Origin of the sequence: Pedobacter cryophilus (genome assembly GCF_005116455.1) — a bacterium.
GTDB classification, from domain to species: domain Bacteria; phylum Bacteroidota; class Bacteroidia; order Sphingobacteriales; family Sphingobacteriaceae; genus Pseudopedobacter; species Pseudopedobacter cryophilum.
This window is the reverse complement of sequence record NZ_SWBP01000004.1, coordinates 200,382-219,715: the sequence shown is the minus strand read 5'-3', so window position 1 is coordinate 219,715 and position 19,334 is coordinate 200,382. Positions and strand designations below refer to the sequence as shown.

Here is a 19,334-nt window from a genome sequence, read left to right as displayed (position 1 = left end):
ATTTTGTTTTATAATTAAATGATTATTTGAAGTTTCCTGTTACAGTTAAAGCGGCATAATCGTAAGAACTGCCTAAGTAACAATCGTTATACTCATTACCTTTTGCTCCCCACGGAATAATTCTCATATAAACAGTTTTACCTGTTGCAATTCTTTGTAAATCTTTAACATCTGATAATTTAACAGCAGGGGTAATTAAATCTGAGAATTTTACTGGGTTATCAACTTTTATCGTTGTTATATCTTTAAACTCCACTCCATCAAAAGAATATTGGAAAGTATAATTAACCGGACCTATAGAAGATATTTTGATTCTTAGGGGTTTAATCTCATCTAATGAAAGTGGTTTTGCCGCATTTGTAATAAAAGAAAAAGTAATAAATTTCTCTTTTTTGATGCCATCTTCTGGGCCATTTTTATCAAATGAAAAACCTTTTGCGCCCCAATATTTTGGCTGTTTAAACTCATTGTTTTTTGATAAGCCTTTGCCCTTCACGATTCCTTTAGATGATATGTCGGCACTCATAATAGAAGGCACCGAATTATCAGTTCCACCATCTATTTGGGTAAAAAAATTCCAAGAAACAATTGTTTCTGATTTTTGAGCAAAAGAGGTAAGTGCGAGTAGCATAAAAAATGCTGCTTGAATAATTACTTTTTTCATTTTGATTTAATTAAATGGTTTAAAATTTTAATTGGTTTTTTCACTATTACTATTGGCTTTTAACGCTGTATGAAATATTATCCCAAAAAAACTAATCACAAAGTTTTAGTTGTCATTTCATGAGACCATTCACTTGCAAAACCCCACTGCAAAACCCTTCTTAGTCTAAAAAAATACTCTTTATTAGCCTCAAGATTTGGTATTTGCAAAACCCCATGTGTGTTAATGGTTAACAGCTTATCATATTTACCTGAGGCTGTACCATATTCTACTTCATATCTATAATCTAAAAGATCGCCTGAAAAAGAGATAAAAAACCCGTTTTTAACAGGCTCAACTCCCCAAATTATAGGTGGTAACTCGCTCTCATCTAATGTAAAAGTTGCCTTTTCGGTACTTTTACTTCCCTTATTGTTATGTGCTACCAATTGATATTGATAAGTCCCTTTAGCTTTAAGGTCTTTTAAATCGATAAAGTTATTGGCGCTTATTGCAGCAGTTTCTTTATCTAAATCTTTCTCCCCGTATTTTAAAGTATAATATGCTACAGTTGGATTTTTTTCGAATATGATTCTAGCGGCTGTAGCACTGGTATGCACTGCTTTAATTTTACCAACCAAAGGCACTGTCACATAAATTATAGTATCAAAACGGGAATAATTTTGAGCATCAAGCAAAGCTATTTTAACAGCTGTTGAGGTATTTGGCAATGAAATGCTATAATCAAAAGATTTTGAATCATCTCCCGGATTTAAAACGGGTAGCTTAACCGCTACTTGTTTAGTTTCTTGATCTCCGTTTAGGGCTTTAATCAAAAACTGATAATTTTTTAATTGATACGCTGGAAAATCTGGCTTTGCTTTAGGTTTCAATACAATTTTACCCGAAAACAAATTTTGATTAGTATTAGAACTAATGCTTTCAATTTTTACCGGTAAAAATTCTTTTTGTATGGTATAAAAAGCTTTCTTTTTTTGTAAAAATGTATTTACCACACCCCAAGTACGGTTATGTGATGGTGGCGATTCCCAGCCTTTTATTGCCGACCAATAATTGCTTCTGTAATCATTAAATGTCCATAGTGAAGCGCCAATAATGTAATCTTTGGTTCTTAAACCGCTTAACATTTTATTAAAATCAGCGTCAGCTTCTAAATTTTCGCCAATTAGATTTAAACCAAATTCCGACATAAATAATGGCTTATTTGGAAACTGTTTATGTGCTTTTTCGGCAGCATTTAACCAACCACCGTAGGTATTCTGCATAATTAAATCGCTGTAAGCCATAGGGTCGTTATCTTGGCTTTGCACCGAGTTAGAAACATAAACTGCCAAACGATTTGGATCTAATTTTTTAGCATTTGCAATAGCTCCTTTAATGTATTCATTAGCTAATGGATTGTTTTTTAAGGCCCCTATCTCATTACCCACACTCCAACCAATAATACTTGGGTGATTAAATTCTTGCTTAATTAGTTTCTCTAACCATAGTTTAGGAAGCGGATTTGCAGGGTCTACCAGCACATCTTTACCCCAAAGCGTTACTTCTTCAAAAGTCATGATGCCCTTTTCATCCAAATAATCTAAAAACTCTTTTGGTAAAGACATGTGACTCATCCTCGCCATATTAGCACCAGATTCTTTCATCATATCTACCATCTTTTTAATTCTATCTAACGGAAGGGTATTCCCTGTAACTCTATCCTCAGGAACCAGATTAAAACCTACTAACCTTATTTCTTCACCATTTAATCTCAATTTTATGCCATCTACTTCAATTTTTCTAATCCCAAATTTATCGGCGTAAGAATGCAATAACTCTTTACCTTGATAAATACTTATTTGAGCTTGATAGAGTTGTGGATGATCAAAATGCCACAAATGAGTGTTTGCCGATGATAGATTTATGGCTTTTATGAAGACGCTACTTTCATCAGCTTTTAGCGTTAAAGTTTTTTGTATGCCAGATGAATAGATGTTTTTATTTTGATAAAACAGTTTCACCTCATAACTTAAATCCGCATCACTTTTGCTGTAGTTGGCTAAATCTACTTTAACATTTACAGTAGCATTTAATTTTTTAAGATTAGGATTAGAAGTAATGGCTATTTGATTAATTCTTATTGGGTTTGAAATTTCTAACCAAACCGGTCTTCTTATTCCGCCCCAATTCCAAATTGCACCCTTTTTAAAAACATTATTAACTTTTACAACTACTTGGTTGGTTTTATTTGTGAGTAGATATTTAGAAATATCAAAATAAAATTGTAAAAAACCGAAATGGTTCTCACCCAATTTATTGCCGTTTAGCCATACCTCAGCATCATTATAAACTGATTCAAAAACTAACCGAACATGATTATTTTTCCAATTTTCTTTACCTTCAAAAGTGTAACTGTACCAAGCATCGCCAGTATAATCTGCATATTCATTTTTTAAATCCCAATTACCGGGCACCTGCATATTATCCCAGTTTGCTTTATTGTTAGCTGCACTAAACCACTTTTCGCTTAGTCCATTTTTATATGGGTCGGTTTTAAATTTCCAACTTCCGTTTAAAGAAACCGTATCTGTTGATGCTGCAAATGAAACTGAGTAAAAGAACAGCAAGAATATATATCTGACAAATAATTTCATTTGCTGAATCTTTAATAAATTAAGATTTGAAATATAGCAGCAGGAACATTTTCTGAAGGATTTTTCATTTCTAAAATCAGTTCTTTAGTTCTTAATGGTGCTGTTAATTTTATTTTATTGATGGTTTGGAAATTACCTTTCACGCTGTAAACCACTGTAGATTGATCACTTTTTAATTCAAAATCTCTGATACAAAATGGCAAAACATCTTCGGGATGCCCGTATAATGATGATTCTAAAGCATGATCTTGGTCTGTATCAAACATTAAAACAATTTCATTGATGGTTACCTCATTATCCCAGTTAATTTGAACTGTTGGATTTTTATCGTTTGTATTGGCAACCCAGGCATTAGGACTATTGTATGGCCTTAAATAACCATTATTTAGGTTTTCTACTTCAAAACAAGTAATGGCCGGGCTAATTTGGAAAGCAAAATTCTGTCCTTGAGGTCTTCTGTAAGGTGTCCAAAATTCAAATGAATCCACACCAATATTCGCTGGTGGATCTTGCCTGCCGTAGTTAGAAACTGCTTTATTGGTTTTGTTAAGTACTGCAATTACACCTGATATTTTGGTTTCACTACATTTAATACTTACGTCATCGTTTTTAAGAAAAGTTAAAAAAGCATATTGATCTTCGTTAAGAGATTTTTTAAGGGAAATATGAATAATCTGTTCGCCTGCTTTTAAAGCAATTGCTTGTTTTTCTAAAATTACATCAGGCGTATAGTTTTGTGTTTTAGAACTTGTTCTAAACTCAAATTGTAAGGAAGTAGCTACTTCTGCCTTTACTTTAAAACTGATGTTATAATTTTCTTTTCGCTTAAATGGCAGCATTTGAGCGGCAGAAAAATCAAGAGTTAACCAATTGCCATTATCTGGAAGTTGTTGTATTCGCTGTTCTGAAGATGCTTTAATATGAGCAGATTGTAATAGATTTTTCTCATCAATTAAAGGAATAAAAGGAATACTCTGCCCCATTTTATTCAATTCTAATTGTAGTTTTTTAAGGTTTTCTCCTGTAGATAAATCTCTGGGCTTGAGGCCCGATTTTTTGGCTAAAGATGCCGCAACGCCTACTGCTTGTCCGCCCATAGCACAAGTAGCCATCACACGGGTTGAACTAAAAGCTACGTGAGAAACGCTTATAATTCTACCCGCTAAAAATAAATTATCAATGTCTTTACTATAAAAGCACCGGTATGGTATTTGGTAAACTCCTTTAGCATGCCATTGTGTACAACCGCTTTTATCGCTATAAACACCATCTGCAGGGTGTAAATCCATTGCCCAACCACCAAATGCAATGGCATCTTCATGTTGTCTTTGTTCTACAATATCTTGCTGCACCATCATATAATCGCCTTCAAAACGGCGACTTTCTCTTTTTCCTGGGATTGTACCTACCCATTCTAAAGTTAAATTCTCTGCTTCTGGAAAATCACCACTATTTTTCACATGGTCCCAAAGGCCATAAATAACTTTCCAAAGTTCTAGTTTAATGTTTTCTGACTCATGTATAGTATCTAACCTTCCACCATACTCTACCCACCATAAGCGACAACCGTACTCTTTTAATTTGTAGTTTTTGATTCTTGGTAAAGATCCTACCTCTTTTTTGGCAAATGCTGGAGCAACATATTTTACTGGTAAACCGGTATCTTTGGTATAAAAATAAATAGAGTGACCTAGTAGTTCACCATAATCTTTTACATCCGGAGCAAAGCCTTCTCCAAACTCATCTTTGGTTTCTGCTCCCATTCTAAAAGAGGCTCCAGCTAAAAAACCTAAAACACCATCACCAGATGCATCGCAAAATAAAGGAGATGAGATGGTGTACATAGTAGAATTTTGGCTGCAAAATGCTTTTACACTACTAATATTATTTTGATCATTTTTACTTACTTCAAAAGCAGCGGTGTTTAATAGTAAAGTGATGTTTTCTTCTTGATAAACTTTTTCTAAAAGTATGGTATCAAATATTAAAGGATTACCTTCTTTGTTGCGGTATAAATTCTCAACTAATAATTCATCAATAATTCCTCCTTCTCTGGCCCAGCGGTTATTATTTCCCATGTGTGATGTAGCCCCTAATATCCAAAGTCTTACTTCGCTAGAAGCATTACCACCTAAAACCGGACGGTCTTGAATAAGAATTACTTTTAACCCCATCCTAGCTGCTGCAATGGCTGCACAAATACCCGACATGCCACCACCTACAACTAAAAAATCGGTGATTATTTTCTCGTTTTTTAATGCTCTATCTAAACTAAAATCTTCTTTTAACATATATTTCGATAAAAAATATTAAACATTAATCTTAGTCTACTTAGGGTAAATAGATTTAAGTTTAATTATTGGTTATAGAATCAAAAGTACATAGTGCAAAAAAAAATAAGCTTTTGTAAACCTTATAAATTATTCGGGAGCGTTCCCAATTATTGGGAGTGTTCCCAAAAGCTAAATTGTGATAGACGATAGTTGTTTGATAGTAAAATTTAGTTTTGTGGAGCGTTAAAATAATTTTGATGTATGAAAGGGGATTTACTTTTTCAAACTCATAGGTTCTCCCTTAATCAATATTTTACCTAAATAAATTACAGATTGATTGTATTTGGCGGGGTTTACAGTAATATCTGATAGCTGAGAATCTCCTAATATTTGTTGCTTATTTGGAATATTTTGAGAAATTATAACCCTAACAATGTGCTCGCCGTAAGGAACTTTATATTTAAAATATTGCCCGCGATATCTATCATTGCAAAATTTATTAAACCTATTATTTATAAATTTTAAACTATCAGCACCTTTTTCTTCGTCTACAAAAATCTCTATCTCTCCTACCTCTGGGCCACCAATATCAAATAAACCAAAAACATCTCCCTTAAATTTAAAAGTAAATTCTGAACCAGGTTTTGCAGCCTTCATTACATAAGGAAACCAAGGTTTAAACTTATTGATTGTTAATGTTGTATCAGGATTTATAGTAATCCAATCTCCTTTAAATGATGCAAAATCTTTTGGATCAAGCATTTTTGCATCTTCCCAATCTTCATTTAATAAAGGACTTAAAAGTTCATAACTGATTAACTTTTGATTTGTTTTCTGCATCTTAATCAGCTCAAAAGCTCTACCAATTGCAGCAGCATATAAATTTCCTCCATCTTTAGTAGGATGTAAACCATCATTAGAGAAAACTATTTTGCTTTTTTCACTGTTGCCGCTGCCTTTCCAAATCAAGCTTCCTTCTTGTTGCATTACACCAATACTTGCACCAAAATGTACCGATGGTACTTGGTAGTGTTCTGCTATTTTTTCTAAATTTTTGATGTTATTAGATATTTTTCCATTGGCATATTGTTCTGCTTGGCCTTCACTAATGGTATAAAGTAAGCATATTTCTGTTTTAGAATTATGCTTTCGTATTTGCCTGATAATACCTTCTACACCAGGCGCAAAGGCTCCGTTTACCGCAAATTCTATAAATACTAAATCTGGCTGATAAGCTAATAATTGCGTTGTAACTCTAAACGCACCCAAATCAGATCCTGTTCCAGAAACTCCAGTATTTAAACCTATCATTTTAGCTTTAGGAAAAGTTTTCTGTAAATGCTTTGCAATTTGCGTTCTGTAAAGGTCATCTGCTTTGGTAATACTACCTCCAATAAAACCCAATTTTAAAGAATCTCCTTTATTTGCCTTGTAGATAAAATTTGGTAAGCCGCCTCTTAAAAAAAATTCAAGCGGATAACTCCTTTTTCCCAAACTAATAATTGGAGTATTGGGATTGTTAACTTTAAAAAATAAAGGTGATGCGCCAGCCTGACTGGCTTCTATTAAACTGCTTTTTTGAGATTGCTGGGCATCAACCCTAAAAACTAAGCACAGTAAACAAATAACAGAGGTAAAAAAACAAAGAACTAACTTATTCATATTTTCAATTCTTAATTATTATTTAACCTTACCTATTTAATTAGGCTCTTATAAGTTTCTCAACAAAAAAGCATCTATAAAAAGAATTGGCTAAAAGTATAATGATACAGTATTTGGAAAATTTATTATTGTTGAATATCCAAAAGTATAAGTCGATGATAAAAAAAAGTCAATTGTTGTGGTTATTATTTTATGGGAGCGTTCCCATTTATTGGGAGTAATCCCAATAGCTAAAAATTTATTACCTTGTTTTAAATTGTATGTAGATGAAGAAACACCAAACCACAATTTTTGATATTGCTAGAGAATTAAATATCTCTAAATCAACGGTTTCAAGAGCACTTACAAATCATCCAAATGTAAATGAACATACTAAAAAATTAGTATTAGAACTTGCAGAAAAGATGGACTACCAGCGTAATATGCTGGCTATTAGCTTAATTACCAGTAAGAGCAACACTATAGGAATAATGGTGCCCGAGTTTAGAAGTTCTTACTTTCCTAAAGTTGTGGTGGCAGCGCAAGAAGAAGCCGCTTTAAATGGCTATCATATTATTGTTTCTCAATCTAACGAATCTTATGAAACAGAAGTAGCTAACACAAAAGTAATGTTGGCCAGCCAAGTTGATGGTTTAATTGTATCTATCACCAAAGAGACTTTAAATTTTGACCATTTAAAGGTGTTTCAAAGAAAGGGAATTCCGATTGTTTTTTTTAATCGCGTATGCGAAGAAATGATTGTACCTAAAGTAATTGTGAATGATTATGAAGGCGCTTTTAAAGCAGTTGAACATCTTATTTTAACTGGCAAAAAAAGAATAGCTCATTTAACTGGGCCAAGCTCTTTATCTATCAGTAAAAAAAGATTGAATGGCTATTTGGATGCTCTTAAAAAACATGATATCCCTGTAGATGATGAATTAATTATTTCATACGATTTATCAATTAATAAAGTGAATATTTATGTTAAACATTTGTTGAGCTTAAAAAATCCACCCGATGCAATTTTTGCAATAAATGACCCTACGGCCATACAAGCTATCCAGGTTATTAAACAACATCAATTAAAAATACCAGAAGATATTGCAATTATTGGTTTTAGCGATGATTATGCTTCGGCATTAATAGAACCGTCTTTAAGTACCATGTCACAACCTATTGAAGAGATAGGTAAATCAGCGATTCAAATGCTGGTTGAACAAATTAATAGAGATGTTGAGAACTGGAAAGCCACCACAAAAATTTTAGAGACCGAGCTTATTATTAGAAATTCTACGGTAAAAAACCATATTGCTAAATACTAATTTTTTGTAGTTGCGGCTTAAATTAATACCCTGACTATAAAATTCAGTTCTAGTTTTAAAAACTAGTAAAAATCAATTATTATAAACGTTTATAAAACAAAAAAACCCTTTTAATTAGAATTTAAAAGAGGTTTTTGTTTTGTACCATTACAGGGTTTATATGGACCATTTAAAACGCTTTCTTTAACGCTTAGATCCATTTATTTTTGGTTTGAAATCTAACGTTTTTATCAAATAAAGATTCGTTTATATATTAAAATAAACACTTGTTTAAACCTTCAGGATATAAGTTTTAGACCCCAAATTTAGATAAAAAACATTTTTTGGCTTATTCAAATCATTTAATTTTACAGTTTTACTTAAAAGGCTGTTTAAGTCTTTTAATTTTAACAAACAATTTCAAAGTTCTATTCCCTCTTTAGCGTAAAGCATACAAAAGCTATATTTTTGTTTCACTAATTATTTATAGCGTAGATATTGAATTAATCACAAATTAAACTTTACCAACCATATTTAAAAACAATAATAGCTATATAAATAAATACTTCAAACACTCATAGTTTATTGTTTATTAATGTTTTTATAACGTAAAAGCGCTTCTAAATAGTAATAGTCTGCATACACCAAAGGCACATCAATTTCTTGATTGTGAGGTAAGCTACCCGTACTGTGCTTCAATAAAAAATTGTTATTTGTGCCTGCTTTTGCCAAATATTGAGATGAACTTAACGATTGAAGCATATTTTTTGCTGCATTTATATAGTTAGCTCTCTTTTCAGGAACATATTTGCATAGTTCTAGCAAAGCAGAACTTACAATTGCAGCTGCAGAAGCATCTCGGGGTATTACTTTATACTCGTTTTCATCATATTTGAAATCGGGTTTGTAACCTTCTTGGTTGGCATTAAAATCCCAATACGGAATATGGTCTTTCGGTAAATTTTTATTCTGCAAAAAGAAATCTGTTAAACCAATAGCGGCATTTAAGAATTTTTTGTCCTTAGTTTCTCTATAAATCATGGTGTAACCGTAAATAGCCCATGCTTGCCCTCTGGCCCATGTAGAATTGTCTGCATAACCTTGGCAGGTTTGACGGTGTAACATTTTACCGGAGAGGGTATCGTAATTAACTACGTGGTAAGTGCTAAAATCTGGTCTGATATGGTGTTTTAAAGATGTTTCTGCATGTTTTATGGCCACATCTTTAAAACTGCTGTCTCCTGTTTCTTTGGATGCAAAAAACAGCAGTTCTAAATTCATCAAATTATCAATAATTACTGGATAATCCCAAAAGGTTTTTCCGTCCCAAGACATTCTAGAATTCCATGATTCTATACTTCCAATTATTGGGCTAAACCTACTCATTAATGATTTTGCAGATTGAATTAGCACTTCTTTATACTTAGGGTTTGAAGTATTTTTATAAGCGTTACCGTAGCTACAATACATCATAAAACCTAAATCATGGTTAGAGGTATTAAATTGGTTTTTCTCTAAAGATTCTGTCCATTTGGTGGCATAATATTTCCAATAAGTGTCATTAGTTAGTTCATACATGTACCAAAGATTTCCTGGCCAAAAGCCTCCTGTCCAGTCTTTAATCTCTACATATTTTAAAGAACCATCTTTAGCTTGCGTTCTTGGATACCAATTTAAATCTTGAGATACGTTAAGCATGTTTTTATACTGTTTATCTGCAAGAGAAAGAGTTTTAATGATTTTTATATCGGTGTTTTTTTGAGCAAATCCGACATTTGAAATGAAAAGGGCAATAAGAACCAGATATTTAGTTTTCATGAACTTAAAGTGTTTAATACTATTATATGGGCAATAAAATGTTATACTATCTAAAATAGCGGTTAAAATTAGCGCTATCTACACTTAAAAAATTGTGTGGATAGCGCTAAAGAATAAAGTTTTATGATTATGGATTTATAATAAGGTCTATATCTTTAACTGTTCTACTTTCGCCATATACATTGATATTAAATACATCAAATGTTACTTTGTAAGTACCTGGTTGGTTATAAATAAAGTTGTATTGATCCACTCTTGTGGTCATGTTTTTAAGTGGAGTACCCTTATCTGGCACAACATTAACAAGATTAATTGGATTAGTAACCGCCCAAACTTGGTTATTTAAAGCAGTTGCGTTACCTCCTGCTATTGTTAAAAGGCTAGTACCCGCAGTAAATGTCCAGTTTGCCGGAGAAGCACCAAATTTTACTGATGTCCAACCAGCGCCTCCAATATTAGTAACGGGTAGTACTTGTCCGTCTGGAGCAGTTAAATTAATATCAAATTTTGTTAGTCTCCAAGTTCTTTGGGTACTCCCAGTATTACCAACAAACTTAAATGCAAAATAAATAGGTTTAGTTTTATCAATGGTTAAACCCAAACTAGTTAAACTTAACAAGTTAACCACTCCAGAATTAACATATGTATCTTGACTAGCTTGATTACCTGAAAAAGTGAAAGCCGAAGTAATGTCTACCCAGTCTGCTGATTCGTTAATATCTGCTTCTAAGTAAGATCCATTAAACTTTTGAGAAGCTAAAAGCCTGATTGATAGCGGTTGTTGCGCATCAGCACCAAATCTTCTGTTGGAGTTAAATTCTAAAGTAATATTATCACTTTCTGCTTTTGTTCTATCCTTATAAATATATTTACTACCTGCCAAACCAGAGTAAAACACCACTTGATCTGGGTTACCTGACAATAAAAATCTAACAGTATCTCCTACACGATAACTACTTCTTTCGGTACTTACAGAGAAATCTAGCTCTGGAACTTCCTTTTTATTACATGCTACAAAAAGCATTAATAAAATTGGTACAATTAATATCTTTTTCATTTTAGTTACAAATTTTAAATTTTACCATCCTGGATTTTGAGTTGCAGCCTTGTTTAAAGAAGTTTCTCTCAATGGAATTGGAAATAAATTATTTCTTGAGGTGATGTTTCTTCCTGCATTTGAAGCGTATTTAAAAGCTGCAGGGGCATTTGCTTGAATATCACTGCCTAATTGATTCATGGTAGATACAAAAATACCCCATCTAATTAAATCAAACTTTCTATTGCCTTCAAAAGCTAGTTCTAAAAAGCGCTCATTTTTAATTAATAGCTTTAATTCTTCTGGGCCAGATACTAAAGTAGTTACATCACTTGCATTTGCTCTGTCTCTAACTTGCTTTAATGCTGTTCTTCCTACAGCTGTAAGCCCGTTTACTTCGGTCTCAGCTTCAGCTAACATTAATAAAACATCAGAATAGCGTAACATTGGAAAGTTTATAGGCGTGTAATTTTTGTTTCTAGGGTTAACAACTTCGTAAGATCTTCTGTATTTACCTGTATTTCTGTTATAAATTTCGGCACCAGTCCAGAAAGTAGAGTCACGCATTTTTGGTACTCCATTTATAGTATTATAGTTATATCTGTAAGATGCGATAGTCCAATCTCTTCTGGTATCTGTTGCGCCATAACTATTGTAAAGTTTAGCATTAGCATTTATAAAACCAAAGCTAAAGCCCATAGCATCATCATTATTAGCCAATCCAACAGTATTTCCAAAACGTCCACCTTCAAATGTTCCTAAATTATTACCAAAACACTCTACCTCCCAAATACACTCTCTAACATCATATCTATCTGAAGCAAGATTAGTGAATATCTGTTTAAAATTAGGGTTTAAGCTATGCTCAACAGGGCCACTATCTGGAAAAACAATTTTTCTGGCCCACTTTAAAGCTTCAGCATACCTGCTTGGATCATTTAAAGGAGCGCCAGCCATTTTTAAATTAACTTTTGCCAAAAGACCTCTTACTGCAGATTTAGAAACTCTACCACCAAAACCAATTTGGGTAGCTGTTTTAACCATTGATTCGGCTTCTTCCATCTCAGTAACTATAAAATTGTACACTTCTCTTTGTGGTGCTCTAGGTACATCTACGTTGTTTACTGATGGAGTAGGTATAATTCTTAGAGGCACATCACCAAAATCTGAAACTAAAGAGAAATAGTAGAAAGCTCTTAAAAATTTTGCTTCTCCTTTTATGGCCGCTTTCTCTGTAGCGTCCATATCTACTTGGTCTATTCTTTCTATTAAAATATTAGCCCTCTCTATTCCTTCATATAACAATCTCCATAGGTTAGCAATATCATTATTAGCTGCATCAAAATTGTAAACAAATACTCCGGTTGTGGCTGTTCTGGCATAAAAACCTTCATCAGACAATGTATAATGAGATACGTTTTGACCAGCAAAAGTTTGCTCCCTACCTAAAATATCATAAACTCCTGCCAATGCGGTATTGGCATCTGCTGCGGTTTTAAAATAATTCTCTTTAGCTATAAATGTGGGGTCTTTTACTAAAAAATCTTCACAGCCAGAAATTAAACCTACAGTTAGCATAAAGAATACACCGTAGATTGTTCTTTTTAAATTCAATTTGTTTAAAGAAAATCTTCTAAAGTTTTTCTCTAATTTTTCTTTTTTATTAATCATCGAAATAGAATTAAAGCGAGATGTTAAAACCAAATACATAAGTTTGAGGACGAGGATAAGCTGAAAAATCGTATCCAGGTGTTAGTGGGCTGTATAAAACACTTACCTCTGGGTCATACCCAGAATAATTGGTAAAAGTGACTAAGTTTTGAGCCGACACATATAAACGAGCAGATTTGATTTTCATCTTTTTAACAAAACTGGTTGGTAAGGTATAACCTAATGATGCAGTCTTTAACCTCAAGAATGAGCCATCTTCTACAAACCTACTAGAGTAAACTGCCGGACCTTGACCACCTAATCTATGCATGGTAGTGCTGTTATTGTCTGGAGTCCATCTGTTGGCAAAAGTTGCAAACTGATTAGTTCCTGGTCTTCTACCCGATTCCATAAATACTCGGTTGGCATTCATGATATCATTACCAGAAGACCATTGTAAAAACACGTTTAAATCAAAGTTTTTGTATCTTAAATTATTAGTAAAACCACCTATGTGCATTGGATAAGCTCTTCCTATAACAGTTCTATCTAAATCATTTACAAGTCCATCTCCATTAATGTCTTTATATTTTACATCACCTGGTCTAATGATAGTCCTTGCATCACCATTGTTTGGGACTTCATTTTTTAGGGTTAATGTGCCACTTGATGATACATTAAAATCAGATAATTGATAAATACCATCCCAAATAAAACCATACATCTGACCTATAGGTTGATTGATTTTAGTGATATATAAAGGCAGATTTCTGTAATCAATATCCACGTTCATGGTACTGGTAATACTCTCTTGGTTTTCTGTTAACGCTAATACTTTACTTCTGTTAAATGAAATATTAAAAGAGCTTGTCCAGTTAAAGTTCTTGGTAGCAATGTTTACTGTATTAAGGCTAAATTCTAAACCTTCGTTAGAAGTTTTACCAATATTTTTAAACGCTGATGCATAGCCAGTTGATGATGGCAATAAGGCATTTAATAACAAATCATCAGTAACTTTTTTATAATAATCTACTGTTACCAATACTCTTTGCTTTAAAATTCCTAAATCTAAACCTAGGTTGGTTTGTGCAGTTGTTTCCCATCTTAAATCAGGGTTGGCAATAGAACTTGGATATGCACCTTGGGTAAGGGCATTATTAAATGAATAATATCCTCCAAAAAAATCAAAATTTAATCCGCTAAAGCTGGCATAATCATTTACCCTATTGTTACCCGTAACTCCATATCCAACACGTAATTTGGCATCAGAAAAAACTGGTAGTTTTTTCATAAAATCTTCATCGATCATACGCCAAGCAAATGAAGTTGATGGAAAATAACCCCAATTATTCCCTTCTCTAAACTTTGAAGAACCATCTGCCCTAAAAGAGCCAGTTAACAAATATTTACTTTTGTAACTATAATTAAATCTTGCTAAGTAAGACATTAAAGATGATTCGCCTAAGGTAGAAACAATAGGTTGTGGTACTCCTTGGCTTAAACCAGTTAAACCTAAGTTTTCATTTGGAAGTAGAATAGCCGATAATCCATTACTAGTTAATGTATTTTCTTGGAAAGTAACCCCGCCAACTACATTTATAGAATTGTTTTTATTGATTTTTTTATTGTAGGTAAGAATGTTTTCATTTAAGATGGATTTGTTATCATTAAAGGTAATTGAACCGTTTACACCGTTTAAACCAAAAGGACTACCACCTCTGGTTTTAGAATTATTGAATACGTTACGTTCTGATTTACTTTGATTAATACCACCTGATATTCTTGCTTTTAAATCTTTAGTAATGGCATATTCAAAAAAACCATTTACGGTTAATCTATTATCAATAAACTCTCTTAACTCGTTATTTGCTGAAGATACTGGATTAACTCTATAATCAACAGTTGGATTAATTTCTGGATCTATTAAGGCATCCACTAAATCTACTCCACTTGCCGAAACTGGAAAATAACCCCAAACGCTGTAAAACAATCCACTCATGGCTGAATTACCGGTTCCGGCACCTCCTGGATTTACCGGGTTTGTACCCGTAGTTATTGAAGAAGAATATAAAGCGTTTCCACCTACTTTAAGCTTATTATTGATAGTTTGATCGATGTTAAATCTACCTTGCTTTCTATTGAAATTAGAATTAATTACAATACCATCTTGGTCAAAAAGGTTTCCACTAAGGGTATATTTTGTGTTTTTGGTACCGCTAGAAATAGAGATGGAGTGATCTTGCATGGGCGCTGTACGCAACATCAAATCTTGCCAATTTGTACCTTCTACATTTCTATAATCTTCTAATGTTTTTCCATCTCTAAGATAACTAGCTAATATAGTTACAGGATTTCTTTCTGCTTCCATCCTTACAAATTCATAAGGGCTCATCACATCCACTGTTTTAATTACTTCCTGCAAACCGTAATAGCCTGAATAATTGATAGTAGGTGCGCCAATTTTAGCTTTTTTGGTGGTAATTAAAATTACTCCGTTTGCACCTCTAGCGCCGTAAATTGCCGTTGCAGAAGCATCTTTTAATACTTCTATAGATTCAATTTCTGCAGGATTTAGAGTTCCTGCATTAGCATCTTCTGTAGGGAAACCATCAATAACGTATAACGGAGAGTTATCCTGAGTTAAAGAGTTTGCTCCTCTAATTACAATATTTAAGTTAGAACCTGGCTGCCCACTTTCTGATGTTACTTGCACACCCGCTACCCTACCTGCCAAGGCTTCTACTGCAGAGCCAACTGGTGCTTTCTGTACATCCTCAATATTTACAGTTGCTACAGAACCTGTAACATCTCTTCTTTGCACTTCGCCGTAGCCTATTACTACTACTTCACTTAATGCTTCGGCGCTTGCTTGAAGCGTTATATCTATTGTACTTTTATCGCCTACAATTACTTCTTCGGTATTAAAACCCAAATAACGAAATTGTAAAACAACATCACTTTTTTGTGGCACCCTTAAGGTGTACTTTCCATTAACATCTGTAACTACACCTGCAGTGGTGCCTTTTACAGAAACACTAACGCCTGGGAGTGGTAAATCTGTACCCTCTTCTAATACTTTTCCGGTTATCTGCCTAGTTTGCTGTTGGGCATATAAGCCTTGAAAGGCAAATAGCAACAGTAACAAATAAAAAATTCTTTTAATCATCATTAGTTGGTTTAATTGTTTGGTTTTCGTTTAAGAACTTATTGTGTAAAAAGAGTTTTTATACAATAAGTTTATTTATAAGGTTTAATTATTACACGCTTAATCTTTTAAAAACTTGGTCACTAATTGTAAGCCGTCTCCAAATACTTTGGCTACATAAACACCACTATTTAAAGTGCCTACATTATAGTTGAATTGATTAAAGCCTTTGCTTAATACCACATTAGTTTCAAATACTTTTTGCCCATTGGTATTGTAAAAACCCAAGGTTGCTTTTGAATTATTATTGGCTAAAATATTTACATTCACGTCAGCATTTTTAGTACTGCTTACTGCTAAAGTTGCTGCATTAGCTAAAGTTTTTACGAAAACAATATCATCATGAATAGTTGTTTTACCATCAAAATCTACTTGCTTTAATTTGTAGTAGTTATTACCTGCTAAAGGAGCTTTGTCTTTGAAATAATAATCACTATTTTGATTTTTGGTACCGTTACCATAAACTTTACCAATGCTTGCAAAATTTCTGTCATCACCAGCTCTTAATAATTCGAAATAATCATTGTTTAATTCTGAGGCTGTTCTCCAATTTAAATTGACTACGTTGTTTTGTTCGTCTCCTTTAAAAGAAGTTAAAGTAACAGGAAGGGTAGATAAATCATACGCTAAACTCATACCGCCAGTAATGGTAATTTTACCAGCATTAGATGTATTAGATGCAGCCTGAACTAGAAATGAATTGATTGAAACGTCCGCTGGCATAGTTTCGTTTGCAGTTGGAGGTCCTGGAGCTGTCTCTACTGATTTTGGAAGGTCGAAATTAGCCCCAACGGAATATCTAACTGCAGGAAGAGGAGGATCAGGAGAAACATCTGTTAAGTTTGTAATCCATAAATGAAAAGTACCAGCTGGCACTGTATAAATGGTAGCGTTTTTGGTATAAGTTTTAGAAACAGTAGAATTATTAATGAACGCTTCTAATTTATAATCCACATCAGGACTTAATGTACCACCATTTAAAGTAGTGTGCGTATTACTGGAGCCCCCACTAGATCTATAACCCGCAGTGTAATTATCATTGGTATTGCTATAAATAAGCCTTATTGAGGTAAACAAACTACTATCTGCACCTGCTGCATTAAAACCAGAGGATGCATTATTAAATAAATTACTTGCTTTACCGTTTGCACCTCTATTACCTAATATCCAATTGTAAGCTAAATTATTTGCTGGAGCTGTGGCTCCAACTCGCCCCATGTTGAGCGTAATAGATGCTGTAACTATAGGGCTTGATCCTGTAACATCATAGACAGAAAATTTTGAAATACCTGAAGTAGATGAAGGAACCATAACTAAAGTATTGGCAGCTTTATCTAAAGTATAAACACTTCCAGTTGTAATAGGTGCATATACTCTTGAAACACCAGACGGTGGTGCAGGTAAAAATGGTGAACCGCTAGTAGATGAATTGTCAATAGCCGCAGATGTTGTATTAATTGTGGCAGATGTTCCACTAGTAAAATTGTAAACCCAAGGAGTGGAGACCTGATTAGCCCACTGTGCTGAAGCAATTTTACAGCTTAAAAGAAAAAATAAAGAGAGTAAAAGTTTAATTCTCATGCTAATTTGGTTTAATGGTTATATTATTTTAAATAATTGGTTTATGAATTAGGAATATAATTATTGAGGCAATTGCTATTTGTGAATGTTTAAATGCTGTAAATAACATTTGCTCACAAATCAGTTTTTAGACCTAAATATTTGATTCCTTTTATAATTGGTTATACCAAATTTAGCGAGTAGAAATGCCAGAAAGGTGGAATATAAGCTACCAATATGGGTGAAAATTGGTGCATGTAGAAGAAAAAAGTAGTTTGAGACTTATTTGAGTAGCCTTTTAGATAGATTTATTAGGTTACTATTGCTTAACGAACTTCCTTAATAAACGATAAAGAAAATATGCTATTTAAAAATAGATCTATAAATGATGATAAAAGAAAAATTAGCTTCTATGATATATTGATTTTCTAAAACTTCAATTATTTAAATAAATCTGTTTCATTTTGCAACCATTGTGCTAATTCAATGGTCCAGTCTACACCGGTCTTTTTAAAATCAAATACAAATCCGTGACCACCCTTATCTAATTCAACATATTTATTTTTTATTTGATATTTATTAAGGCTATCTATATAAATTCTACTGTTTAGGTATGTTACAGTTTGGTCGTCTTTTGCATGAACAACAAAAGTTGGAGGTGTTTTTTTGGATACTTTATTCTCCATAGAATAATAATCTATTAAAGTTTGATCATTTGATTTATCCCCCAATAGTTTGTTATAAGACCCTTCATGTCTATGTGGTAAATTAAATGTTACTACCGGATACATCAATATCGATACTGCTTGCTTTAATTCATTTGACTTAACTCCAGGAGCCACTATTTTATCTTTTAAATTTGCTAAAGAAGCCGCTAAATGCCCACCTGCCGAGCCTCCAGAAATTGCTATTTTATTCCTGTTAATTTGCCACTTTTTTGCGTTTTGATGCAATAAAGAAAGAGCCTTTTGAGCATCACAAAGTGGTATATTTTCTTGCTCGTTTACAATTCTAGGGTCAGGAAGCCTATATTTTAAGACAGCAACTACATCAAAACCCATTTTAAGAAAATTGGCAGCAAAACCTTCTCCATCATTTGCCAAACTAACATTAGTATAACCTCCACCAGGGCAGTACATTATTGCCGCACCAACAGAATTTGTATTCTTTTTTCGATAAACATATAAAACAGGTTCTGAAATCTGACTAATTCTTCTCCCTGTAGAATCAACTATCTCTTTTAGCGTAATATTTTTCTTATTAAAAGGGATATTATTTTTATCCCAAAGTTTAACAACCTCTTTGGTATAATCTTGAGCAAAAGAATTAATGCTCAACAACAAAGTTGAAATAAATAAAAACAATATCTTTTTATGAGAAATTAAAACTAATGGTTTTCTTTCTTTAATGATGCTGCACATATTGTAAAATAAAACTTAACTGAAACAGTTTAAAATTGGTTTAATATAAAATAAAAATCTTTGGTTTAATTCAAAGGTAATAGAAGTAAAAAAGTGTGTAGATTTTATCGCCTACACACTTTTTTA

11 protein-coding genes are annotated in these 19,334 nt (G+C 33.0%); 1 reads left to right on the top strand and 10 read right to left on the bottom strand.

The genetic code is table 11. The features are described 5' to 3' along the window. Positions 1–22: 22 nt before the first annotated feature. The 4 genes from FA046_RS12480 to FA046_RS12465 all read right to left on the bottom strand — a co-directional run bounded on the left by FA046_RS12480 (position 23) and on the right by FA046_RS12465 (position 7,235). On the bottom strand, positions 23–664 hold the full coding sequence (locus tag FA046_RS12480; protein ID WP_136826851.1) for a hypothetical protein: 642 nt from the start codon (positions 662–664) through the stop codon (positions 23–25). A 95-nt stretch (positions 665–759) separates the two neighbouring features. Beyond that, positions 760–3,300, bottom strand: a complete 2,541-nt coding sequence (locus tag FA046_RS12475) for a glycoside hydrolase family 2 TIM barrel-domain containing protein (RefSeq protein WP_136826850.1) — start codon at positions 3,298–3,300, stop codon at positions 760–762. Positions 3,301–3,311: 11 nt separating this feature from the next. Then, positions 3,312–5,591 (bottom strand): FAD-dependent oxidoreductase, encoded by a 2,280-nt coding sequence (locus FA046_RS12470; protein WP_136826849.1) that lies wholly within the window; start codon positions 5,589–5,591, stop codon positions 3,312–3,314. Between the two features lie 255 nt (positions 5,592–5,846). Next, on the bottom strand, positions 5,847–7,235 hold the full coding sequence (locus FA046_RS12465) for an SGNH/GDSL hydrolase family protein (RefSeq protein WP_136826848.1): 1,389 nt from the start codon (positions 7,233–7,235) through the stop codon (positions 5,847–5,849). 266 nt (positions 7,236–7,501) lie between these two features. Between FA046_RS12465 and FA046_RS12460 the strand changes: the two genes are divergently transcribed. Beyond that, positions 7,502–8,539, top strand: a complete 1,038-nt coding sequence (locus FA046_RS12460; RefSeq protein WP_136826847.1) for a LacI family DNA-binding transcriptional regulator — start codon at positions 7,502–7,504, stop codon at positions 8,537–8,539. 561 nt (positions 8,540–9,100) lie between these two features. On the opposite strand, the gene FA046_RS12455 is transcribed toward FA046_RS12460, so the two are convergent. From FA046_RS12455 to FA046_RS12430, 6 genes are all read right to left on the bottom strand, one after another. Continuing rightward, positions 9,101–10,336, bottom strand: a complete 1,236-nt coding sequence (locus FA046_RS12455) for a glycoside hydrolase family protein (RefSeq protein WP_136826846.1) — start codon at positions 10,334–10,336, stop codon at positions 9,101–9,103. Between the two features lie 127 nt (positions 10,337–10,463). Further along, on the bottom strand, positions 10,464–11,393 hold the full coding sequence (locus FA046_RS12450) for a DUF5017 domain-containing protein (protein ID WP_136826845.1): 930 nt from the start codon (positions 11,391–11,393) through the stop codon (positions 10,464–10,466). Positions 11,394–11,414: 21 nt separating this feature from the next. Beyond that, a complete protein-coding gene (locus FA046_RS12445; protein WP_225870925.1) occupies positions 11,415–13,043 on the bottom strand; it encodes a RagB/SusD family nutrient uptake outer membrane protein in 1,629 nt (542 codons plus the stop codon). Between the two features lie 10 nt (positions 13,044–13,053). After that, positions 13,054–16,188, bottom strand: a complete 3,135-nt coding sequence (locus FA046_RS12440; protein ID WP_136826844.1) for a SusC/RagA family TonB-linked outer membrane protein — start codon at positions 16,186–16,188, stop codon at positions 13,054–13,056. Between the two features lie 99 nt (positions 16,189–16,287). Beyond that, positions 16,288–17,808 carry a T9SS type A sorting domain-containing protein gene (locus tag FA046_RS12435; RefSeq protein WP_136826843.1) on the bottom strand — a complete coding sequence of 507 codons (1,521 nt, stop codon included), beginning with the start codon at positions 17,806–17,808 and terminating at the stop codon, positions 16,288–16,290. A 419-nt stretch (positions 17,809–18,227) separates the two neighbouring features. After that, entirely contained in the window at positions 18,228–19,208 is a 981-nt protein-coding gene (locus FA046_RS12430) for an alpha/beta hydrolase (protein WP_136826842.1), read from the bottom strand. Positions 19,209–19,334: the final 126 nt, after the last annotated feature.